The sequence below is a fragment of the Campylobacter concisus genome (assembly GCF_002913225.1).
In the GTDB taxonomy this organism is placed as follows: domain Bacteria; phylum Campylobacterota; class Campylobacteria; order Campylobacterales; family Campylobacteraceae; genus Campylobacter_A; species Campylobacter_A concisus_J.
Genome location: NZ_PPAW01000022.1, coordinates 1 through 21,821 on the forward strand (window position 1 = coordinate 1; position 21,821 = coordinate 21,821).

General features: G+C 41.3%; 21 protein-coding genes and 1 tRNA gene. 13 read left to right on the forward strand and 9 right to left on the reverse strand.

All coding sequences use genetic code 11. The features are described from left to right. Nucleotides 1-249: 249 nt before the first annotated feature. From ispG to CYP26_RS05140, 4 genes are read left to right on the forward strand one after another with little or no spacing between them, the layout of a single operon-like run. On the forward strand, nucleotides 250-1,308 hold the full coding sequence (gene ispG / locus CYP26_RS05125) for a flavodoxin-dependent (E)-4-hydroxy-3-methylbut-2-enyl-diphosphate synthase (RefSeq protein WP_103630633.1): 1,059 nt from the start codon (nucleotides 250-252) through the stop codon (nucleotides 1,306-1,308). Nucleotides 1,309-1,312: 4 nt separating this feature from the next. After that, nucleotides 1,313-2,725, forward strand: coding sequence for a replicative DNA helicase (locus tag CYP26_RS05130; RefSeq protein WP_103569044.1), 1,413 nt, complete (start codon nucleotides 1,313-1,315; stop codon nucleotides 2,723-2,725). 2 nt (nucleotides 2,726-2,727) lie between these two features. Beyond that, on the forward strand, nucleotides 2,728-3,975 hold the full coding sequence (locus tag CYP26_RS05135; protein ID WP_103630634.1) for a ComEC/Rec2 family competence protein: 1,248 nt from the start codon (nucleotides 2,728-2,730) through the stop codon (nucleotides 3,973-3,975). Nucleotides 3,976-4,027: 52 nt separating this feature from the next. Next, nucleotides 4,028-4,399 carry a hypothetical protein gene (locus tag CYP26_RS05140; RefSeq protein ID WP_103630635.1) on the forward strand — a complete coding sequence of 124 codons (372 nt, stop codon included), beginning with the start codon at nucleotides 4,028-4,030 and terminating at the stop codon, nucleotides 4,397-4,399. Between the two features lie 71 nt (nucleotides 4,400-4,470). On the opposite strand, the gene CYP26_RS05145 is transcribed toward CYP26_RS05140, so the two are convergent. From CYP26_RS05145 to CYP26_RS05180, 8 genes are read right to left on the reverse strand one after another with little or no spacing between them, the layout of a single operon-like run. Further along, on the reverse strand, nucleotides 4,471-5,334 hold the full coding sequence (locus CYP26_RS05145; RefSeq protein ID WP_103630636.1) for an EamA family transporter: 864 nt from the start codon (nucleotides 5,332-5,334) through the stop codon (nucleotides 4,471-4,473). Next, nucleotides 5,331-6,566, reverse strand: coding sequence for a TolC family protein (locus CYP26_RS05150; RefSeq protein WP_103630637.1), 1,236 nt, complete (start codon nucleotides 6,564-6,566; stop codon nucleotides 5,331-5,333). The genes CYP26_RS05145 and CYP26_RS05150 overlap by 4 nt, the downstream gene beginning before the upstream one ends. Further along, entirely contained in the window at nucleotides 6,563-9,589 is a 3,027-nt protein-coding gene (locus tag CYP26_RS05155) for an efflux RND transporter permease subunit (protein ID WP_103630638.1), read from the reverse strand. Before CYP26_RS05155 ends, CYP26_RS05150 begins: the two co-directional genes overlap by 4 nt. Next, nucleotides 9,586-10,329, reverse strand: coding sequence for an efflux RND transporter periplasmic adaptor subunit (locus CYP26_RS05160; protein WP_103630639.1), 744 nt, complete (start codon nucleotides 10,327-10,329; stop codon nucleotides 9,586-9,588). The genes CYP26_RS05155 and CYP26_RS05160 overlap by 4 nt, the downstream gene beginning before the upstream one ends. Beyond that, on the reverse strand, nucleotides 10,326-11,591 hold the full coding sequence (locus tag CYP26_RS05165; RefSeq protein ID WP_103630640.1) for a TolC family protein: 1,266 nt from the start codon (nucleotides 11,589-11,591) through the stop codon (nucleotides 10,326-10,328). Before CYP26_RS05165 ends, CYP26_RS05160 begins: the two co-directional genes overlap by 4 nt. Beyond that, nucleotides 11,591-12,313 (reverse strand): flagellar type III secretion system pore protein FliP, encoded by a 723-nt coding sequence (gene fliP, locus CYP26_RS05170; protein WP_196779718.1) that lies wholly within the window; start codon nucleotides 12,311-12,313, stop codon nucleotides 11,591-11,593. Before fliP ends, CYP26_RS05165 begins: the two co-directional genes overlap by 1 nt. Before the next feature lie 11 nt (nucleotides 12,314-12,324). After that, on the reverse strand, nucleotides 12,325-13,104 hold the full coding sequence (locus CYP26_RS05175; protein WP_103630641.1) for a flagellar motor protein MotB: 780 nt from the start codon (nucleotides 13,102-13,104) through the stop codon (nucleotides 12,325-12,327). After that, nucleotides 13,104-13,871, reverse strand: a complete 768-nt coding sequence (locus tag CYP26_RS05180; RefSeq protein ID WP_021086711.1) for a motility protein A — start codon at nucleotides 13,869-13,871, stop codon at nucleotides 13,104-13,106. The genes CYP26_RS05175 and CYP26_RS05180 overlap by 1 nt, the downstream gene beginning before the upstream one ends. Before the next feature lie 136 nt (nucleotides 13,872-14,007). On the opposite strand from CYP26_RS05180, the gene glmU reads away from it, so the two are divergent. The 7 genes from glmU to truA are packed head-to-tail and all read left to right on the forward strand — an operon-like array spanning nucleotide 14,008 to nucleotide 20,383. After that, the gene (glmU, locus tag CYP26_RS05185; RefSeq protein WP_103630642.1) at nucleotides 14,008-15,318 is read left to right on the forward strand and encodes a bifunctional UDP-N-acetylglucosamine diphosphorylase/glucosamine-1-phosphate N-acetyltransferase GlmU; all 1,311 of its coding nucleotides are present in this window, start codon (nucleotides 14,008-14,010) and stop codon (nucleotides 15,316-15,318) included. Beyond that, entirely contained in the window at nucleotides 15,305-16,477 is a 1,173-nt protein-coding gene (gene coaBC / locus CYP26_RS05190; RefSeq protein ID WP_103630643.1) for a bifunctional phosphopantothenoylcysteine decarboxylase/phosphopantothenate--cysteine ligase CoaBC, read from the forward strand. Before glmU ends, coaBC begins: the two co-directional genes overlap by 14 nt. Further along, nucleotides 16,444-17,160: a hypothetical protein gene (locus CYP26_RS05195; protein WP_181000863.1), complete on the forward strand. Its 717-nt coding sequence runs from the start codon at nucleotides 16,444-16,446 to the stop codon at nucleotides 17,158-17,160. The genes coaBC and CYP26_RS05195 overlap by 34 nt, the downstream gene beginning before the upstream one ends. A gap of 3 nt (nucleotides 17,161-17,163) precedes the next feature. Beyond that, nucleotides 17,164-17,835: a polyprenyl diphosphate synthase gene (gene uppS / locus CYP26_RS05200; RefSeq protein WP_103630644.1), complete on the forward strand. Its 672-nt coding sequence runs from the start codon at nucleotides 17,164-17,166 to the stop codon at nucleotides 17,833-17,835. A 7-nt stretch (nucleotides 17,836-17,842) separates the two neighbouring features. Further along, nucleotides 17,843-18,631 carry a prepilin peptidase gene (locus CYP26_RS05205; RefSeq protein ID WP_103630645.1) on the forward strand — a complete coding sequence of 263 codons (789 nt, stop codon included), beginning with the start codon at nucleotides 17,843-17,845 and terminating at the stop codon, nucleotides 18,629-18,631. Then, nucleotides 18,624-19,652 (forward strand): LptF/LptG family permease, encoded by a 1,029-nt coding sequence (locus tag CYP26_RS05210; protein ID WP_103630646.1) that lies wholly within the window; start codon nucleotides 18,624-18,626, stop codon nucleotides 19,650-19,652. The genes CYP26_RS05205 and CYP26_RS05210 overlap by 8 nt, the downstream gene beginning before the upstream one ends. Then, complete coding sequence (gene truA, locus CYP26_RS05215) at nucleotides 19,652-20,383, forward strand: tRNA pseudouridine(38-40) synthase TruA (RefSeq protein ID WP_103630647.1); 732 nt, start codon at nucleotides 19,652-19,654, stop codon at nucleotides 20,381-20,383. The genes CYP26_RS05210 and truA overlap by 1 nt, the downstream gene beginning before the upstream one ends. A gap of 42 nt (nucleotides 20,384-20,425) precedes the next feature. Here the strand turns inward: truA and CYP26_RS05220 are convergent. Then, nucleotides 20,426-20,502: transfer RNA gene (locus CYP26_RS05220), tRNA-Arg, on the reverse strand. 109 nt (nucleotides 20,503-20,611) lie between these two features. Between CYP26_RS05220 and CYP26_RS05225 the strand changes: the two genes are divergently transcribed. After that, entirely contained in the window at nucleotides 20,612-20,797 is a 186-nt protein-coding gene (locus CYP26_RS05225; protein ID WP_103630648.1) for a hypothetical protein, read from the forward strand. A gap of 50 nt (nucleotides 20,798-20,847) precedes the next feature. Further along, entirely contained in the window at nucleotides 20,848-21,672 is an 825-nt protein-coding gene (locus CYP26_RS05230; protein WP_103630649.1) for an adenylosuccinate lyase, read from the forward strand. Nucleotides 21,673-21,821 lie beyond the last annotated feature (149 nt).

A 21,821-nucleotide genomic window follows, 5' to 3' on the forward strand; every position in this document is an offset into this window, starting at 1 on the left:
ATATAGACTTTAATTTTTAAGCTCTTTTTTATCCAAAAGGGAGACAAGGGGACTTGAATTACGAAGCCGTCCCCTTATCCCCCTTTTTCAAATCCCCCAAACCCCTCGCACGTTCAAAGTTTAAAATTTGCATTTACGATACATGAGCCTTAATTGCAAACTGCCTGCATTTAAAAACTTTATTAATTTTTCAAGCCTTTTAAAAGCCATTTTTTCTTATAATCCCCAATAAAATTTAAAGGCAAAATTTTGCAACGATACCCGACAAAACAGATAAAAATTCGCGATGTTTTAATAGGCGGTGACGCACCGATCTCCGTGCAGTCGATGACATTTTCAAAGACAAAGGACGTAAAAGGCACGCTAGAGCAGATACAAAGGCTATATTTTGCAGGCTGTGACATCGTGCGCTGCGCAGTTTTTGACAAAGAGGACGCCAGCGCGCTAAAGCAAATCGTCGCCAGCTCACCCATCCCAGTCGTTGCAGACATACATTTTAACCACACCTACGCGCTCATCGTTAGTGAATTTGTCGATGCTATCCGCATAAATCCAGGCAATATCGGCTCAGCTAAAAACATAAAAGCAGTCGTTGATGCCTGCAAGCAGCGAAATTTACCTATCCGCATAGGCGTAAATTCTGGCTCGCTTGAAAAGCAGTTTGAAGACCGCTACGGCCGCACGGTGGAGGCGATGGTGGAGAGTGCCTTATACAACATCAAGCTTCTTGAGGATTTTGACTTTACAGATATTAAAATTTCACTTAAATCAAGCGATGTCGAGCGCACGATGCAAGCTTATAGAGCACTTCGCCCAAAGACAAACTACCCATTTCATCTAGGTGTAACAGAGGCTGGCACCACGTTTCACGCCACGATCAAGTCCGCGATCGCACTTGGCGGGTTACTACTTGAGGGTATCGGCGATACGATGAGGGTTAGCATCACTGGCGAGCTTGAAGAGGAGATCAAAGTCGCAAAGGCGATCTTAAAAGATAGTGGCCGCCAAAAAGAGGGGCTAAACATCATCTCATGCCCAACTTGTGGGCGTTTGCAAGCTGACCTCATGGCAGCAGTAAAGCTCGTAGAAGAAAAGACAAAAGGGATAAAAGAGCCGCTAAACGTCTCAGTAATGGGCTGTGTGGTAAATGCGATCGGCGAGGCAAAAGGCGCAGACGTAGCCATAGCCTTTGGCAAAGGAAATGGTATGATCATGCGACACGGCGGAGTAGTCGCTAGGCTGCCTGAGAGCGAGCTTGTGGATAGATTTTTACAAGAGATCGACGACGAGATAAAGAGCAGAGGATAAAGCAGTGGCAAAAGAGAGACTTAACGAGATAGAATTTAGCAACCTTTACGACCTTGATATGGAGCGAGCCATACTAAGCTCGATCATCGCAAACAACGACGCTTTGGGCGAAATTTTTGACACGATAAAGGCTGGGGACTTTTACCTAAAAGCTCACGCGCAAATTTACAAAGCAATGGTTGATTGTCTAAACGGCGACGTGCCTATCGCATCGACGTTTATCAAAAACAAGCTTGGCGAAAACTACGATGATAATGTCATGGCGAGCATTTTGGCCACAAACTCGATCATCGACATCCAAAGATACGCAAACGAACTTAAAGAAAAGTCGATCAAACGCAGTCTAGTCAAGATCGCCCACGACATCCCAAGCAAGGTAAATGAAGACAAAGCCAGCCGCGATATGGTCGATGAGCTAAGTCAGGAGTTTTACTCGCTAGTCGATGGCAGCGGCACTGGCAGCATCAGAGATAGCGAAGATATCATAAAAAGCTTGATCGTGCATATGCAAAAGCAAGCTGCCCTAAACGAGCGCGATATCATCGGACTAAACACCGGCTTTAAAAAGCTAAATGAGATGATAAAAGGCTTTAAAAATGGCGACCTCATCATAATCGCAGCGCGCCCTGGCATGGGCAAAACGACACTTTGTCTAAATTTCATGGGGCACGTTTTAAAAAGTGGCGCTGGTGTCGTCTTTTTCTCACTTGAGATGCCAGCAGAGCAGATCATGATGAGGATGCTAGCAGACAAGACCTCGATCCCGCTTCAAGAGATAATGACAGCGAGCCTTGACGACGAGAAGCTCTCTCACTTTAGCCACGCATGCAGCGAATTTTCGCACGCCAAGCTCTTCGTGCATGATAGCGGCTACGTAAATATCCACCAAGTAAGGACACAGCTTCGCAAGCTAAAGTCAGCTCATCCTGAAATTTCACTCTGCGTCATCGACTACATCGGCCTTATGATGAGTACAAACAACTACGCCGACCGCCACATACAAATAGCTGAAATTTCTCGTGGCTTAAAGCTTCTAGCGCGCGAGCTGGATATGCCTATCATCGCACTTTCGCAGCTAAACCGCGGTCTTGAAGCACGCGCGAACAAGCGACCTATGCTAAGTGACCTAAGAGAGTCAGGTGCGATCGAGCAAGACGCCGACATCATCCTTTTTGTCTATAGGCACGAGGTCTATCTGGAGCAAGAGGAGAACGAGAAAAAGAGCAAGGCAGCAGCCGAGGGCAAACCTTATCAAAGCGAGCACGTTTTTAACAAGCTTCAAGAAAACGCAGAGATCATCGTTGGCAAAAATAGAAACGGCGAAGTGGGATCCATCGACGTGCTCTTTCAAAAGCAGTACTCACGCTTTTGCGATATCGCCACCACACCAGTGCAATCAACTGAATTTAAAGAGTAAATTTGCCAAAAAGCAGGCGTGTATTTTATTTTCTCCTGCTTTGCCTATTTATTTTTTGTATAAATTTAGTGCTTAAATTTCATGAATACAGCGCATTTATGGAGCTTGGCGAGCAAGACACCCTAGGCAAAGTAAGCGTAAATTTCACCAAAGAGAGAAATGGCAAAAGACGCCAGATCATTAGGATCGACACCTCAAATTTTAGCTTTTACACAACCGCTTCTAAAAAAGACGAGATCAGCCTTTATGACGTCGTGGCGCTTAGCGTTCAGCCAATAGACGTTAGCTTTACGGACTATCTTAGCGGCTCATTTTACATGCCAAGCTACGATAGAGCCGTTATCAAAAGAGATGAGAGTCTAAGGCAAAAAGCTATAAATTTCATCTCTAACCAGCACGAAAACGCTAAAATTTCGCAGCTTTTCTCAGCGCTCTTTCTTGGCACAAATGTCTTTGGCGAGCTAAGAGATGACGTCTCAAACTGGGGCGTGGCGCACCTCATCGCCATTAGCGGCTATCACCTTGGCGTTATAAGCGCGGTTTGCTTTTTTGTTTTAAGGCTCGTTTTAAGGCCCTTTTACGCAAGATATATGCCATATCGCTCATATATCTTTGACATCTCTATCGCCGTATTTTTAGTGCTTTGCTTTTACTTTTATATGATCGGCTTTATTGCAAGCTTTTTGCGGGCATTTTTGATGAGCGTGGCTGGCTTTTACATGATCTGCAAAAAGATAAAGATATTAAATTTCTACACGCTCTTTGGCGTTATTTTGTTTAGCGTCGCCCTATTTCCGCAGCTTCTTTTTAGTGTTGGCTTTTATTTTTCATGCCTTGGCGTCTTTTATATCTTCGTCTATCTTTTGTATTTTGCGCCCAAATTTAGCCTGCTCGCGAACTCGCTACTTTTAAATTTATATGTCTTTTTTGCTATGGAGGTTGCGGTGCTTTACTTTTTTCCGCTCATTAGCCTCTTGCAGCTTAGCGTGCTAGCTTTAAACTACATATTTAGCATATTTTATCCGCTAAGCTTTTTACTTCACCTCTTTGGATATGGTGGCATTTTTGATGAAATTTTAAGCAAAATACTAGCTTTTAGACTAAGCTCGGGCAGCCTTCACATAAGCACATTTGTCTTTTTACTTTATAACGCCATCACGATTTTATGCGTTAAATTTAAATCCCTAGCCCTACTTCCGCCACTCTTTGGCGTGGTAGCGTTTTTGCTTTTCTTGCTAAATTTTTCGTAATCAAAGTTTTATTTAATTTTGCCGATATGCTTTTAAATTTAAAGGCAAGGCGATGCAGATAAACTCAAATTTTATAAATTTAAATAAAAGTGCTCCTAAAAGTGAGCTAAATTTAAAGGCTGATGAGGCAAATTTAAAGAGCGAAGAGTCACAAAACATCGATAAAAGCGCTATTTTGCATGATGCTTCAAATTCAGCTAGCGAGGCAAATAATGAGAGCGAGAGTAGCGCCGATGTCATAAAAAAGCAGTTAGAAAAACTGCAAAAACAGCTAAAAGAGATCGATAATGCGATAAAACAGGCAAGTGCAAGCAAAAATCCATACGCAAAAGAGCTGGTCGCCTCGCTTCAGACCAAAAAGGGAGCTATCTTTGCTCAGATAATGCAGCTAAACGCCCAGCTTGTAAAGATGCAAGGCGCTTAAGTAGATCAAATTTGATGCTTTAAAATTCTCTACTTAACTTAAATAGCTCAAATTTAACCCTAAATTTAACCTCACGCGGCCTTTACGCCGTAAAATTTCATCACTCTATTGTGAATTAACAGCGAGATATACATTATCACAGCGCCCAAAATAAGCCTTGTTAGGTTGGTGTCCTTTTGCCAAAAGACCAAATTTACGATGATAGCAGCTGGTATAAGGGCGTTGTTCATGATGGCAAGCACGCCGCTATCGACCTCGCAAGCGCCTTTGTTCCACATAAAGTACCCCAGTCCGCTAGCGACTACGCCAAGCCACAAAAGCACCAAAGTTTGGATTAGATCAACGTGAAATTTAGCTGGATTGCCAAGGGTTATGAGCGCTATGACAGCGACAAAAAACGCTCCAAAGTGAAAGTAGCCAAAGACCTTTTTTTGATCCACTTCAAACTTCTCCAAAAGCGCTTTATAGGCACTCTGCCCTGCTCCAAAACAGATGTTTGCGCCTTGCACCAGCAAAAAGCCCTTTATCGCCCCTTCGTTTATCGCGCCATACTTGATGATAAGCGCGCCAAAGACCGCCACGCCAACGCTAAAGAGATAAAGCGGTCTAAATTTAAAGCTAAACGCATCATATATGAGCGTCACATAAAACGGTGTAAAAATGGTAAAAAGTGCGACTTCTGGCACGCTTAGATACAAAAACGAGTTGTAGTAGCAAAGATACATTAGTCCTATTTGCACCGCTCCTATGCCCATTATGCCAAGGGCGAGCTTGGGGCTGACGCCGCGAAATTTCGTAAATGGCAAAAAGACCAAGCTTGCAAGCGTCACACGCACAAAAACAGCCAAATAGCTATCGACCTTGCCAGCTAAAAACTCGCCTATCAAACTAAAGCTAAACGCCCACAAAATGGTCACGAAGATCAGTTTATTCATTCTATCACCACCTCATTTATATTTCTTGCGCATTCAAAAAAGTATTCAAGCTTGTTTAGCTCGAGCAAATCGCCATTTAGGATGAAATTTGCCCTGTCGCTAAAATTTTTCTCACTCACAAACAAGAACTGCTCAAATTTTACCTTACCGCTAAGATAGCCATTTAGCAAATCATTAAAGTCGCTATCAAGGCTATCTTGCTTTAGTGAGTCCAAATTTAGCCTAGCGCTTAAACCCTCTATCACGCCTCTTAGATCCTTTAGCCTAGCTATTATCCTGTTTTCCTCGTCGCTTAGATCAAGCGCAGCCTTTTGCTCCTCTATGCGCTTAGTTTGGCTTTGCTTGCTGAGGCTTAGGCTATCTGGCAGCTTCCACTCAAACTCCACTCTAGGCTTGTTTGCATCAGCGTATGCCTCAGCCATCTGCGAAGTCGTCCTCTCACCTTTTTTAAAGCTGTTATTATTCACACTTTGTGTATCTTTTAAGTAAATTTTTGGAGCAAATTTGCTCTTTTGCTTCTCATTTTCTTGCTCTTTTATATATTTTTCTTGCTCCATCGCCCCAAGTTTGGCGCTTAGATCATCTCTGCTAAAATCAGGCATCACTATCTTTGAGCCAGCATTAAAGCCGATCTCGCCGTTTGAGAGCAAATTTATCCTTGAGTTTAGCTCAGCTAGCTTAAGCCCAAGCTCGTCAAGCTCGGCTCTTTTTTTGTTTAACGTGAAATTTATCGCATCAAATTCGCTCTTATCGATCTCGCCATACTCAAACCAAAATTCATTTTCAGCCGCAGCCTTGGCAAAGCTATCAACAAATTTTGTCTCTAAATTTATCAGCGAATTTAGTGCAACGGCGTTAAAATAGACCTTTGCAACCTGAAAAGCGGTTAAGTTCATCAGCTCTTCGTCTTTGTAAATTTTCTCCACACCCTTGTGGTCTAAAATCTTATCCGAAGCCTCGCTAGCACCCCCGTCAAAGATGAGATACTCGACCTTTGCCGTGATAGATCCAGCCTTTGTCATATATCCACCCTTTAGCTCGTCAGGCACAAAGGTATATCTGCCATCAAGGGATAAATTTAGCTTGTTGCTCTTATTTTTATTTATATATTCATTTTTATTAAATTCTTTCAAACTCTCAAGCTTCGCACTTTGCGCCAGAGCGATGATCTCTAGTAAATTTCCAGCCCAAAGAGGCAAAGCAAAGAGCAAAACCGCCAAAATCTTCTTCAAATTCTCTCCCTTTCATAAAATTTTCTTATAAATTTATCAAAATTATAAACCCATGCAAAAAGCACTGGCACGACAAGCAAGCTTAGCAAAGTCGAGCTAATGAGCCCAAAGATGATGCTTATAGCCATAGGTGAGTTGGCCTCATAGCCAGCACCCCTGCTAAGAGCAAGAGGCAGCATGGCAAATATCATCGCAAAGGTGGTCATCAAAACAGCCCTTAGACGCTTTTTAGCAGCCATTTTCACAGCTTCGTTTGCCTCCATGCCACTATTTGCAAAGTGGTTTGCAAAATCAACCACCAAAATGGCGTTTTTACCGACCATGCCAAAGAGCAAGATGACGCCAACCATGACAAATAGGCTAAATGGATTGCCGCTTATAAAAAGTCCGATCACGACGCCACAAAAGGCAAGCGGCATGGCAAGCATAATGAGAAATGGCAGCAAAAAGCTCTCATAAAGTGCAGCTAGCACCATGTAAATAAGCACCGCGCTAGCACTCACCGTAAAGATAAATGAAGCGTTCGTATCGTCCATAAGCTCAACAAATCCAAGAAATTTATACTTGAAATTTGCTGGCAAAATTTCATCAAGCTTCTTTGAAATTTCATTTGCCACGCTATTTAGCGGAGCGTTGTTTTTGGTATTTGCTAGAAATTTGATCTCATCGGCTCTATTAAACCTTGAAATGCTAGCTGGCTTTTGCTCAAAACTAATCGTCGCCACATCGCCAAGTGTGACAAAAAAGCCCTCATTGCTTCTTATTTTGGTCTTTAAGATATCATTTGTATCGCTTCTAAATTTATCATCAAGACGCATGTAAAGCTCATACTCTTTGCCATTTTCGTTTTCAAAAACAGAGACCTCATTCTGGCTAAATGCGCTATAAACGGCGCTTGCAATGCTGGCTTTATCTAAATTTAGCCTTTTTGCCTTATCTTCATCGATAGAAATTTGCACGCGCTTTAGCAGATCTTCTTCAGGCGAATTTACATCCGTTGCATCATTTATCTCTTTTAGCATCTTGCTGATCTTTGGTACAAATTTCTCTAGATCTTTGCCATTTTCAGAGGTGATAGTAAGCTTAACTGGCTGCACATCGCCACCTTCAACCACCGGAAGATCAGCCACGATGACACTCATATCGTCACTTTTTAGCTTGTCGCGAAACCTCTGCATAATGGCGTTTTGTCGCTCGTGATTAGCTCTATCTTTTAGCTCCTTTAGCCTAACGTAAGCTTTTACAAGATAAGGCTGCTTGGCGTCTGTGTAGCCAAGGATGAAGTAGGCGTAAGCGACCTGAGGATCGGCATTTATGAGTGAAATTTTATCTTTTAGCCTCTCTTTGCTAGCTTGCAGGCTAAGTGAAGGATCAAGCTTAAAGTAGATGTTAAACTCCGAGTTATCCTCGCTTGGCATGAAGTCGCCACCTACAAATTTAGCCAGTCCAAACGAGCAAACAACGACCACAAGCGTTATGGCTAAAAATATGAGCTTAAATTTAAGCGCTAAAGTTAAAAGCTTCTCGTAGCCATTTTCAAGCGCTTCAAAAAATGGCTCGCTCTTTATATAAAATTTGCTCTCCTTAGCATTTACAAACCTAGCACTAAGCGTTGGCACAAGAAATATACTCACAAAAAACGAGATGACGATGCCAGCTGCTACGCTCATCGCAAATGAGTTAAAGTACTTGCCAACGATGCCACTCATAAAGGCTATTGGCACAAAGACACAAAGCAGCACGAGCGAGATCGCAAAGACGCTAAATGCTATCTCTTTTATGCCTGCAAAGCTTGCCTTTAGGGCATTTGGCTCATCTTTTAGCCGGCTAGCGATGTTTTCAGTGACGACTATCGCATCATCGATAAAAATTCCAATACCAAGCGTAAGCGCTATGAGGCTTAAGCGGTTGATGTCGTAGCCTAGGGCATTTATGATGAAAAATGTCGCCACGATGCTAGTTGGTATCGCCACGACCGAGATGATGGTGATCGAGAAATTTCTTAAAAACAGATAGACGATCACGATGGTTAGCAAGACGCCAAGGATCATATCAAAGGCGGTTTGATCGATGTGTTTTTGTATCACTTCGCTCTTATCGTAGGCTATTTTTACGTCGTATTCGCTGCCAAGCAGGCTTTTAAACTGATCTAGTTTTGACTTAGCTAGAGCGACCACGGTTAGAGCGTTTGCGTCTGGAGCTAGCTCAAGACCCAGCAAGACGCCACTTTTTTTATCCATTATCGCTGCTTCGTTTGCGTCTTTGTAAGCAAGATCAACACTTGCAATATCTTTTAAAAAGACCCCTTGCTTGATCGTTAAATTTCTTATCTCATCTATGCTTTTTGCGCTGAAATTTGACTTGATCGCCATTTGGATCTGCTCATTTTCTATCTTGCCAAGTGGCGCTTTTAGATTTTCAACCTTTATCAAATTTGCCACTTCATTTGCACTAAGGGCGTTTTTATCTAGCTTAAATCTATCAAGTAAAATTTTAACCGCTGGCTCCAAAAAGCCATTTGTCTTGACCTTTGAAACGCCACTTATGCGCTCCAAAAATGGCTTTGCCACGTCGTCGATATCTTGCATGAGCCTAGTTTCGTTGCCATCAAGCCTTGTGATAAAGAGGCTAAAGACGGCTGAAGAGAGGCCATTTAGCTTTTCTATCTCGTAGTTTGCGCCAAGTCTCGCCTTTTGCATCTTGTCGCGGACGTCGTTTGTAGCGCCCTCCAGGTCTTTGTTTAGCTCAAATTCTATGCTGACCACGCTTAGGTTATCAAAGCTCGTTGAATAAAGCTTTTTTATCCCCTCGATGCTTGAGACCTCGTCCTCGATCTTTTGCGTGATCTTAGTTTTTATATAGTTCATATCGCCGTTTGCGTAGGTCGTGATCTTAACGATCGGGATATTTACGGCTGGATATAAATTTACATTCATCGTCTTTAGCGAGTAGACGCCAAAGACAACGAGGCTTAAGAATATCATAAGCGTAGTTATGGGGCGGTTTATGGCTGTTTTTATCATTTATTTTCGCCGATTATCACTTTTCCTTGACCAAACATGCCTGGCTTTAGGCCGCTGTCATAAGCCTCGGCATAAAATTTCCTGGTCTCCCTTTTTATCTCTGGATGAATGAGCGCGATTTTTAGCTCTTTTTGCTCGCTCATGGCGTCAAGCTTAAATTTAAATGTATCGCCTATTTTTACTAAATTTGCATATTTTTCATCGATCGCTATTAAAATTTTAGCCTCTTCGGAGTTTAAGACAAAGGCTGGCTGAAGCGGTGAAGCACTCTCGCCAAGCTCGACATTTTTACTAGCTATGACGCCATCAAAAGGAGCTTTTAAAAGAGCCTTTTTAAGATGATCATCTGCGTTTAAAATGGCTATCTGGGCACTCTCTACCCTAAGAGCTGCCTCGTCAAATTTATACTTTACCTCATCAAATTCCTGCTTTGAGGTGACGTCCTTTACTTGTCTAAATTTATTAAAGGTGTTTTTAGCAAATTCTTTGGCATTTTTGGCAAGCGCTAGGTCGTTTTTTGCCTTTTTTAGAGCGATCTCAAGGCTTGTTTGATCAAGGCTGGCTAAAACGTCGCCCTTTTTAACGTGACTTGAGACATCTACAAAAATTTTATCCACCTTGCCACTGCTATCAAATGCAAGCTTTGAGCTTTGCTTGGCATAGACTTCAAAATCAGCAAAAATTTCCTCCCCTGCAAATGAAAAAATGCAAAATATCATTAAAATTATCAGCTTTTTCAATCCCTAATCCTCTCTAAAATACTCTCGCCGCTTTCAAAAAAATACTCCGCCTTTTTTATCTCCAGCTCATCTTTAGCCCCTTCAAAAAGGCTAATGGCGTCAAATTTTTGTGAAAGCGCCTCAAGCAGGTCGCTATATCCTAAAAGCCCAGAGTTATACTTCTCAAAGCTTGCTCTTAGCGCAAGCTCGCTCGCCTTTACATACTCATTTAGCGAGGTGATCTTTGAGTTAAGTGTGGCGATCTCGTTTTGTAAATTTTTAAGTTTTGTCTCGTTTTCACGCTTTTTATACTCTAAATTTAGCCTCGCTTCATCAAGCGCTATCTTGCTAGCTTGGCTCATCTTGCTAGTTGCAAAAAAGTCAAAAATTTTCCACCTAAAGCTAACGCCAAATTTATTGCCGTGCGTATCTTCTTTTAGATATTTATCAAGATATGGGCGGTAAGCGCTATACTTGCCAAGGTCGATGTCGTAGTTGTTTTTGTAAAATCCATAGGTGTCATAAAGCGAAATTTGAGGCAAAAAGCCAGCTCTTGTCTCGCTAAGCCTAGCTTCGCTTATAAAAATATCTTGATTTAGCCTGTCAAGCTCGGCGTTTTTTGAAGCTAAATTTGAGCTAATATCAGTCATTTTTGCCCCGCTAAGTGGCGCGATTTGCTCGCCTGTTAGCAAATTTATCTCATTTAAAATTTGCTCCATTTTGTTTTTGTATTCAAGCTCCGTGCTATTTGCCAAGTGATATTTTGCCCGCACATTTTCTAGTTCGTCTTTTGCGGCAAGTCCTGCTTTATTTGCCTTTTCAAGCTTATCTAAAACGCCTTTTAAGAAATTTGCCTGAGTATTTTTGGCAGCTATTATATTTTCAAGCGCGCAGGCGTTAAAGTATAAATTTACAGCCTTAAAAGCAAGGTAATTTTTAGCTTCATCACTTGCGATGGCGGCTTTATTTTTTAAAAGCTGGCTCATCTTTAGCCTAGCCTCTCTCGCCCCGCCGTCGTATAGTAAAAAATCGATCCTTGCTAGCACTCCAGCTGACTCTTTAGCGACTATGCTTGGAAAGGTGCTTGCGTTTTTGCCGTATGAGCCCTCTAAACTAAGGCTTGGTAAGTAGGCGCTTGATGTAGCTTCGTCATTTAAATTTGCTCTTCTTAGCTCAAGCTCTTTGATCTTTGAAATTTCATTTTGAGTAGCCTTGTTCGCTATCTCGCTCAAATTTGATCCAAGCAGTGCCAAAGGCAAAAGTGCTAATAAAATTTTCTTCATCAGTGAAAGCTCTTTACTAAATTTCCTATTAGCAAATTCCAGCCATCAACTAGCACGAAGATGAGTAGTTTAAATGGCAGCGAGATCATGACAGGAGGTAGCATCATCATACCCATCGCCATCAAAACGGAGCTTACAACCATGTCGATGACAAGAAATGGCAGATAGAGCAAAAAGGCTATCTCAAAAGATGTCTTTAGCTCGCTTATCATAAAAGCTGACATAGCGATGCTTAGCGGGATATCCTCTATATTTGCTGGATTTTGCAAATTTCTTATCCTAAAAAATAGCGCAAGATCCTTCTCTCTAGTGTTTTTCACCATAAATTCTTTAAACGGCTTTAAGCTCTTATCAAGCATCTCCTCATAGCCTATCTGCTCGGCTATATAAGGCTTTATGCCCTCATCGTAGCTTCTTTGCCCAACTGGCTCCATGATAAAAAATGTAAGCACCATCGCAAGCGAGATAAGCACCGTTGAAGGCGGCACTTGCTGTGTGCCCATCGCTTGACGCAAAAATGAAAAGACAATGACAAGGCGCAAAAAGCTAGTCATCATAAAGATGAGTGAAGGAGCAAGTGCAAGTGCGGTGAGGATTAGTAAAACATTTAGAGAATTTACAAGCTGCTCGGCATTTTGCGGTGAATTTAGGCTTAAATTTATAGTTGGTAGCGCAGGATCAGCGCCAAAAACTACACAAAACAAAACCGCTAAACTAAGCAGTGCTTTCACGACTAATTCCTCGTATCAAGGATACTTTTCTTAGTAGCCTCTTTATTTTTTGGTTCAAGCGAGACGAAGTGAATTTCTACCCTATTGTTTTTAGCTCTGCCCTCGTCTGTGCTGTTGCTAGCGATCGGATCAAAAGAGGCTCTGCCAGAAGTGATAAGCCTCTCTTGTGGTACGCCATCGCTAACTAGCTCTTCAAGCACGCTTAGCGCCCTTGCAGTAGAGAGCTGCCAGTTATTTTTATATATAGAGTCTTTACTTGGATTTGTATTATCAGTGTATCCGATGATATCTGTTTTTACCTCATTTGGCATTTTGGCTATGATCATGCCTATTCGCTTTAAAAAGAGCTTCGCATCCTCGCCAGAAATTTCAGCGCTATCTTTGTCAAAGAGCATCGCAGCTGGAAGCCTAACGATAAAGCCATCCTCGCTCTCCTCCATCGTGATCTCAGGTGCCCCACTAGCCGTTAGTAGCTCATTTATCTTTTTAACAGTCGAAGTGACCTCGTTTTGAGTACCTTTTTGAGCTTTTGGTTTTGGAGTGCGTCTGCTTTCAGGATCTGTCTCTTTTTCTACCTGACTATCTGGTCTTGCGCCACCCTCTAGCACGCTTAGCGCACCAGCTAGCGAGCCAACAGCAGCCTCCATCTTTTTAGCATCCATCGTCGCCATAGAAAGGAGCAAAACAAAGAAACAAAGTAGGAGTGACATAAGGTCGCCAAAGGCAGCCAACCACTCAGGCATGCACTTTGGGCACTCTTCTGGTTTTATTAACTTACCCATTATTCAAACTGACTTTTTCTATCTTTTGGAGGTAAAAATGCTAAGAGCTTAGCCTCAAGCGTTCTTGGGTTATCCCCTGCTTGTATCGCCATGATCCCCTCTAAAATGACTTGCTTCTCAAGTGCCTCATCAGCATCGCGGATCGAGAGAATGTTTGCAACAGGCGAACCGATGATGTTACCTATCATCGCACCATAAAGTGTCGTAAGCAAAGCAACCGCCATAGATGGACCGATCGCACTAGGATCTGACATATTTAGAAGCATCGCAACAAGGCCAATAAGCGTTCCGATCATACCCATCGCACCTGCAAAACCGCCTACTTGCTCGAAAATTTTGATGTTATTGGCATGTCTTGTGCTAGTTTGATCTATATCGATCTCCAAAAGCGCTCTGATCGCATCTGGCTCATTGCCATCGACCGCCATTGAAAGCCCTTTTTTTAAAAACTGATTTGTCTCATTATTTACTTCGCTCTCAAGTGCCAAAATGCCGTCTCGCCTAGCTTTGGTTGAGTAATCAACTACTTTTTTTATAGTCTCAGGTAAATTCACAACAACTGATGGCTTAACAGCAACACCATAAAATTTACCGATACCTTTAAGCGTCTCCATCTTGAAGCCAACCATCATAACGCCGATAGTACCACCAAAAACGATCATCACAGAAGGGATATCGATGTATGGCCCTATACCAACGCCTATCGCCATTGATCCAAACAAAAGCACCAGGGTCAAAACCCAGCCGACGACGGTTCCTAAATCCATTTAAACTCGCTTTATTTATAAATTCTTAAGATTGCCTATTCTATTAGCTTTTTGTTGAAAAAATCGTTAAATTAAAAAAAATGTTTGCCATTTTTTGCTACAATCTGCGAAATTTTTAACGTTAAAAGGCTTAAAAATGAACAATAATACTTCAATCATAATCCTAGCTGCTGGTCTTGGCACCAGGATGAAATCAAAACGCCCAAAAGTCCTATTTGAGCTATGCGGCGAGCCGATGATCATTCACATCTTAAAGCAAGCTTATGCGATCACAAATGACGTTAGCGTCGTGCTTCACTACGAAAAAGAGTTAATTAGCAAAAAGATAAAAGAAATTTTCCCTCAAACTAAAATTTTTGAGCAAGATCTAGCAAATTTCCCAGGCACAGCTGGCGCTATAAAAGGCGTAAATTTAAGCGGCGAAAAGGTGCTTGTAACTTGCGGCGACATGCCACTTGTTAGATCAACTGACCTTATGCGTCTAGCAAATGCCGAAGCAGACGTGGTTATGAGCTCATTTGAAGCGGCAAATCCTTTTGGCTACGGCAGAGTTATCATAAAAAATGGCAAGGTTGAAGCCATCGTCGAGCAAAAAGATGCGAGCGAAGCGCAGCTTGCCATAAAAAGCGTAAATGCTGGCTGCTACTGCTTTAAATGCGAGGCGTTAGAGCAAATTTTACCGCTCATAAGCAATCAAAACGCACAAAAAGAGTACTACCTAACTGACGCCATAAAAATAGCAAATGAAAAGGGTTTAAAGTGCGTCGCAGTAAATGTAAATGAGCAAAATTTCATGGGCATAAATGATAAATTTCAGCTAAGCATCGCTGAAAAGATCATGCAAGATGAGATCAAGCAAAATTTGATGAAAGCTGGCGTTTTGATGCGCATGCCTGAGAGCATTTTTATAGACAGCAGGGCTAAATTTGAAGGCGAGTGCGTGCTAGAAGAAAACGTAAGCATCCTTGGCGAGTGCATCATCACGGAGAGCATCATCAAAAGCTCATCAGTGATCGAAAGTAGCGTCATCAAAAACTCAGACATCGGCCCACTAGCTCACATCAGGCCAAATTCTGAAATTTCTGACACACACATAGGAAATTTCGTCGAGGTTAAAAAAGGCATTCTTAGCGGCGTAAAAGCTGGACACTTAAGCTATCTTGGCGACTGCGAGATAGAAAGTGGCACAAACATCGGTTGTGGCACGATCACATGCAACTACGATGGCAAAGCAAAATACAAAACCAAAATCGGCAAAAACGTCTTTGTTGGCTCAGATACACAGCTAGTTGCCCCTGTAAATATCGCTGATAACGTCATCATCGCAGCTGGCAGCACCATCACAAAAGACGTTGAAAGCGGTGCTCTAGCTATCAGCAGAGGTCGTCAAGAGAACAAAAGCGGCTTTTTTGAGAAATTCTTTGGCAAAGACGATGTTAAAAAATAAGAAAATTTTACTTGCTGTTTGCGGCAGTATCGCCTTTTATAAAGCTTACGAAATTTTATCGCTGCTTAAAAAGCAAGGCGCTGATGTTTATGTGGCTTTAAGTGACGGAGCGCTTGAATTTTGTAGCGTAAGTGGCTTTGAAGCGCTAAGCGAGCATAAAATTTTAAGCTCACAAACGCAAAACTGGCAAGATGGTGTAAATCACATAGCCTACTCTAAAATGGATCTAGTCCTCATCGCACCTGCCTCGGTAAATACAGTAAATAAGCTAGCTGTAGGCATCTGTGATAATGTCTTCATGCAAACGCTAATCGCCACCTCACACGTGCCTTTAGTCGTTGCCCCAGCTGCAAATAACAATATGATCGAGCATTTTGCGACGCAAAATTCGCTTGAAATTTTAAAGAAGAACGGCGCTTTAGTGGTTGAGCCAGTGCTTAAAACTCTAGCTTGTGGCGACGTTGGCAAAGGTGCTTTAGCAAACCCTGAGGTGATAGTAGAAGCTGCCATTAAAAGGCTTAGCAAGCCACTTTTCGCAGGCAAAAAAGTAGTCATCACGGGCGGTGCGACAACTGAAAAGATAGATGATGTAAGAGCCATTACAAATTTCTCAAGTGGCAAGATGGCAAGAGCTTTGGCTAGAGCCTTTTACTACGCAGGTGCGGAGGTAAAACTGCTTGCTAGCTTTGAAACTAGTAATGAGCCGTTTCTTAGCCTTAAATTTAGCTCAAGTAGCGAGCTTTTAGAGCTTTGCAAGAGTGAGTGCGAGGGGGCAAATTTACTTGTAATGTGTGCTGCGGTGAGCGATTTTGTACCGACAAAGATAGATGGTAAGATAAAAAAAGAGGACGTTGGAGAGAGCTTAAATTTAAGCCTAAAGAGAAATGTCGATATTTTGCAAAGCTTAAAAGAGTTTAAATGTAAAAAGATCGGCTTTAAGCTTGAAATTTCAAACGAAAACGCTCTTAAAAGTGCTAGATCAATGTTAGAAAAAAAAGAGCTTGATGCAGTTTGTCTAAATATTTTAGGCGAGAAAAATGGCTTTGCAAGCGAGCAAAACGAGGTAAATTTCATTACAAAAGATGATGAGATTTTACTGCCGCTTGCCTCAAAAGATGAGATCGCATGGCGCATAGTGGAGCTAGCAGCAAATTTATGATAGAGCAGATCTCACGCGTCCAAAAGATAGCAAACAACAACCAAGCTCCGCTAGTAGCGATAAATTCGTCCCTGCCGCTTAGCATTTTGGTGAGCCAAAAGGTCGGCTTTAATAGATACATATTAAATTTTGCTAATAGAAATTTAAACACAAAAAGCGTAAAAGAGCTAAACGTAGGCTCTAGATACTGGGGCGAGGTGCATAGTCAGGGCGAAAACATCGTCATAAAAAATTTATACGAAAAACCAAAAATTTTAGATGAGGACGTTTTGGCTGACGGGTTAAATTTGATAGAAAATTTGGTAAAAAACGAAAATTTATCGTGGCTTTACAGCTATTTATTTAAAAACCTAAGCGAAGTTAAAACAAAAGATGAGATGAGAGTGCTAGCAAAAATGCTCTTTGCTCTGCAAGAAAACGTCGTGCATATACCATTTGCATATAGCGGTACAAACGGCATTTTTCAGCTTAAAAAAGAGGCAAATGAGATGAGTGTTTTTCTTGTTTTTTTAAATTTTGCGCCGCTTGTTTTTAAATTTAAAGATGAAAATTTATATGAGATCGCAACTCCATTTAGCAATGTCGCAAGCTTGCTAAAAAGCGAATTTGACACGCCAGTTTTGGTGCAAAACGTAAGCGCTCTTTGGAGTAAAAAAGAGCAGATAATTGACTTTAAAGGCTAGATATTGAACAAACTTAATCACCTCGCTATCATCATGGACGGTAACGGACGCTGGGCGAAAAAGCGTGGATTTTTGCGGACAAATGGGCACGAGGCTGGGGCAAATGTGGTAAGCGATATGTGCGAATTTTGCATCGACAATGGGGTAAAAATTTTAAGCCTTTACGCATTTAGCACCGAAAACTGGAAAAGACCGCAAAAAGAGGTTGATTTTTTGATGAATTTGCTTAAGAAATTTCTTCTTTTAAAGCGTGATGATTTTATAAAAAATGGGATCAAATTTAACACGATCGGCGATATCTCGCCATTTAGCGATGAGCTAAAAAATGAGATAGAGATCACCAAAGACGCAACAAGGGAAAATGCAAATTTACTTTTAAATTTAGCGATAAACTACGGCTCAAAAGATGAGATCATAAGAGCTGTGCGAAAACTAAATTTAGAGGGTATCCAGATAAGTGAAGCAAGCCTAAATGCAGCACTTGATGAGAATGAGCCAGTCGATCTTCTCATTAGAACTGGTGGAGAGAGCAGGCTTTCAAATTTCATGCTCTGGCAAGTAAGCTATGCGGAGCTCTTTTTCACGCCGACACTTTGGCCTGACTTTGGCAAGGACGAGCTGGCAAGCATCGTGGCTAAATTTAAAGACATAGAGCGAAGATTTGGCGGGGCGTAGTTAGATAATGGATATTTTGGTCATCTTTTTTGCCGTTTTTGCTTTTGTTTTTGGCATCTGCGTGGGGTCATTTTCAAATGTGCTGATATACCGCTTGCCACGAAGTGAAAGCATAAATTTCCCAGCCTCACACTGCCCAAAATGCTCCCACAAGCTAAATTTTTATCACAATATCCCACTTTTTTCATGGCTATTTTTAGGCGGCAAATGCGCCTTTTGCAAGCAAAAGATAAGCCTTGTCTATCCGCTAGTTGAGCTAGTTTCTGGCCTACTTTTTCTGATCTGCTTTTTTAAAGAGTGCGACGAAATTTTGAGCGTAGAAACCTTGCTTTATGCGCTATTTTTAGGGCTTTGCTTTATCATGCTACTAGCCCTTAGCGTCATAGACATAAGGTATAAAGCAGTGCCTGATGCGCTTCTTTTTGCGGCGCTATTTTTTGCATTTGGCTACGCCGTGCTACTTTTTATCTTTAAAGGAAATTTTGCTCAAATTTTAAATTTACTCCTTTTTGGATTTATATTTTGGGCACTGAGATTTGTCGTAAGCTATGCGATGAAGCGCGAAGCCATGGGCAGCGCAGATATCTTTATCGCAGCGATAATCGGAGCTATTTTGCCAGCCAAGCTAGCCCTTGTGGCGATCTATCTGGCTGCACTTCTTACGCTTCCAGTCTATGCGCTCGTTAGAAAAAAGGGCTACGAGCTAGCCTTTGTGCCGTTTTTAAGCCTGGGGCTGCTTGTCACCTACGCTTTTGACAGGCAAATTTTAGAAATTTTAAGGTTCATTTATGAGTAGAGTAAATAAATATCTTTTGTTTAATTTTTTAGGCACGTTTGCATCGCTATTTAGTACGCTTTTTTTGATCATGTCGATCGTCTTTTTCATCCAGATCGCGCGTATCACCTCATACATCGAGATCAGCTTTGGCGAGCTCTTTAAACTCTACTCATTTATGCTCCCTCGCGTGCTGCTCTTTGTCGTGCCTATCGCGTTTTTCGTCTCACTTGCGATGACACTTTTTAGACTATCAAAAGAAAATGAAAGTATCGTTATCTTCACACTCGGTGGCTCGCCAAATAAAATAGCAAGATTTTTCTTAGCTTTTTCAGCTCTTTTAAGCGCTGCCTTGCTGGTAGTTGCTATCGTCATGATACCAATAGCCGCCCAGCTAAATGCAAATTTCATCGACTATAAAAAGACGGTTGCTAAGCTAAATTTAAAGCCAACCCAGTTTGGACAAAAATTCTCCGACTGGATGGTCTATGTGGGCAGCGAAAGTGAAGACAAAAATGGCACGACCTACAAAGATATCGTGATGTTTAACCCCTTTATCAAAGACTCACAGCGCCTAATAACCGCTAAAAACGCAAAGATCATAAACGTGGGTCAAAGCGTAGAGCTCTCTTTAAACGAGGGCAAAATGTATGACATCAGAGATGAAATTTATCATCAAAGTAACTTCAAATCGATGAAGATAAGAACCGCCCAAAGCGAGGAAATAAGCGACGTTGGCAGCATCAAAGAGTACTGGATGGAGGCAGCTAGCAGCGATAAACGTAGAAAAGACCTTAGCACTTACGTCCTGGTGGCCCTCTTCCCGCTTGCTAGCACGCTTTTTGCGATCAGCCTTGGCATCGTCACATATAGATACGAAAAGGGCATGGTCTATGTTGGCACTTTTGGCGTTTTATTTGGATATTTTACGCTCATAATGCTCTTTTCATCAAAGCCAGCACTAGCGATACCGCTCATATTTTTCGTATTTTTACTAGCTGGCGTCTTGCTTTATAAAGCCAAGATCACACGAAGATACTGATGAAAATTCAGCTAATCTACAGCTACGATGGCTCGAAATTTCAAGGCTCGCAGACCCAGCCACACGAAAATGGCGTAGAGGATGAGCTTGCGCGCGCCTTAGCTCACGTTGGCATTTTCGAAAGAGTGGTCTCTAGCTCGCGCACCGATAAAAGCGTGCACGCAAATAACCAAAGCTCAAGTGTCGTTTGCGGCGATCACTTTAAAGACTTAAATCGCCTAAAAGATCTTATAAACCGCCACGCACACCCAAGCATTCACATAAAACGCATAAATTTAGTGAGTGAGAGCTTTCAAGTAAGATTTGACGCAGTAGCAAGGTCGTATAGGTATGTGATAGATCACGGCAAATTTGATGTTTTTAGCTCAAACTACAAGGTGTTTTTGCCTAAATTTGACATCGAAAAAGCAAATGAAATTTTGCGAAATTTTATCGGGGAGCATGATTTTAGCGCATATATGAAAACTGGAAGCGACACAAAAAGCCCAGTGCGCGAAATTTACAAAGCATTTTGCTACGCATACAAAGAGCAAACTATCGTCGTTTTTAAGGCAAATGGCTTTTTGCGTGGTCAAGTACGCCTCATGGTTGCAAATTTTCTAAAAGCGCTGAAGCAAAAAGATGGTGGCAAGCTCATCAAAGCTTCGCTAAACGGGCGTCCTGCCCTAACTCGCATACCTGCGCCTGCTGAAGGGCTATATCTAAATAGAGTTTTTTATAAATCTAACTAGTCTCAAAAAAGTGGTCTGAAATAAAATGTGGGAGAAAAAGGATGGTGCGCCCGAGAGAATTCGAATCTCTGACCTTTTGAACCGCAATCAAATGCTCTATCCAGCTGAGCTACGAGCGCACATGAAAAATTAAGTTGTGATATTAACCAAACTTTCCTTAAAAAGAGATTGTATTCATTTTAAATTTATAACATTTTTAGTAAAATCCTTTGTGCAAAAGGAGCAAAAATGAACGATTTTTTCGATAGTCTAAAAGAGATCAAAAAAGAGCTTGCAAAAGAGCAAGGCGTGGCTAAAAAGCCCCAAAAAGAGGCCGTTTCTCACACAAAAGAAGAGGCGATCTTGCACAAAGAACAAAAGCTAAGAGATGAGCTTTTGGCATATACAAAAGATAGCAATATCAGAAAAATTTAACTTTGGAACGCTAGTTGCTTTAAATGGGGATATTTTGAATGGAGAAACCCATGAATATAACCCAAACTTTAGAATCATTAAGCATTTTAACCGATAGCGACGCTCTTTTTTGCGAGCTTCGCGCACTGATAAGTAAAAATTTCACAAAAACCCTAGCAAACAAAGACAAGATTATCTCTTTTTACGAAGAGAGCGAGATCCCGCAACGAAAATGCTTCTTAAAATTTATAAAAAAACTCTACGAAAAACAGGGCAACGAGCTTGACGTAACCTTTGCAAAATACAAAACCATAAAGCTATCTTTAGTGCAAAGAAATGCCCTAACAAACATCTACAACATCGACATTGAGTTTTTATATGGCGAGATGATCTTTACTCTAAACAACACTCCAAGAGCTTTTGCTAGCTACATTTTGCAAAATTTTAAAGACAATGAGTCTAAATTTGACGAGAAAAATCATAAATTTAGCTTAAAAATAAAAAAAGATAGCGACTTTGACTTGATAGAAGAGATCATTTCAAGACGCGAGCATCTAAAATTTATAGTAAATTTTAACTACAATGAAGTCAAATTTAAAGAGTTCAAAAGAAACTACAAGGTTCAAAACTCAGCCAAATTTAAAAGTCGCTTCAGCGCTTTGGCAAATTTACTAGAAGAAAATTTTGAAATTTTAGGCTGTTCAAACAATGATAGCTTTGAAACCGTAAGAGACAGCTACCTAGCCCTTGCTAAAATTTACCACCCAGACAGGCACTCAAACAAGAGCGAAAGCATCAAAAACGAGTACAACGCTAAATTTAAAAAGATCCAAGCAGCTTATGAGGGGCTAAAACCGTTTTTTAAAAACCAAGAGAATTTTATAAAAGTTGGCTAAACAAGACAACACTTAATATAAATTTAATCAGCGGTTTTTTCCTAAGAGCATTTATCGTTCTTGGAGCAATTTATATATTTTAATAAACTTTCTCCCTTTAAAAACTAGGCCGGATATAATCCGACCTAGCTATTTTGATCATTTCTCAC

Bases quoted from the DNA above. Each gene is read 5' to 3' on its own strand.
- CYP26_RS05175 (WP_103630641.1), bottom strand. From the start codon at position 13,104: ATGGGTAAGTTAATAAAACCAGAAGAGTGCCCAAAGTGCATGCCTGAG.
- CYP26_RS05210 (WP_103630646.1), top strand. From the start codon at position 18,624: ATGAGTAGAGTAAATAAATATCTTTTGTTTAATTTTTTAGGCACGTTT.
- CYP26_RS05205 (WP_103630645.1), top strand. From the start codon at position 17,843: ATGGATATTTTGGTCATCTTTTTTGCCGTTTTTGCTTTTGTTTTTGGC.
- truA (WP_103630647.1), top strand. From the start codon at position 19,652: ATGAAAATTCAGCTAATCTACAGCTACGATGGCTCGAAATTTCAAGGC.
- CYP26_RS05165 (WP_103630640.1), bottom strand. From the start codon at position 11,591: ATGAAGAAAATTTTATTAGCACTTTTGCCTTTGGCACTGCTTGGATCA.
- coaBC (WP_103630643.1), top strand. From the start codon at position 15,305: ATGTTAAAAAATAAGAAAATTTTACTTGCTGTTTGCGGCAGTATCGCC.
- CYP26_RS05140 (WP_103630635.1), top strand. From the start codon at position 4,028: ATGCAGATAAACTCAAATTTTATAAATTTAAATAAAAGTGCTCCTAAA.
- CYP26_RS05230 (WP_103630649.1), top strand. From the start codon at position 20,848: ATGAATATAACCCAAACTTTAGAATCATTAAGCATTTTAACCGATAGC.
- CYP26_RS05195 (WP_181000863.1), top strand. From the start codon at position 16,444: ATGGCGCATAGTGGAGCTAGCAGCAAATTTATGATAGAGCAGATCTCA.
- CYP26_RS05155 (WP_103630638.1), bottom strand. From the start codon at position 9,589: ATGATAAAAACAGCCATAAACCGCCCCATAACTACGCTTATGATATTC.
- CYP26_RS05145 (WP_103630636.1), bottom strand. From the start codon at position 5,334: ATGAATAAACTGATCTTCGTGACCATTTTGTGGGCGTTTAGCTTTAGT.
- CYP26_RS05225 (WP_103630648.1), top strand. From the start codon at position 20,612: ATGAACGATTTTTTCGATAGTCTAAAAGAGATCAAAAAAGAGCTTGCA.
- glmU (WP_103630642.1), top strand. From the start codon at position 14,008: ATGAACAATAATACTTCAATCATAATCCTAGCTGCTGGTCTTGGCACC.
- CYP26_RS05180 (WP_021086711.1), bottom strand. From the start codon at position 13,871: ATGGATTTAGGAACCGTCGTCGGCTGGGTTTTGACCCTGGTGCTTTTG.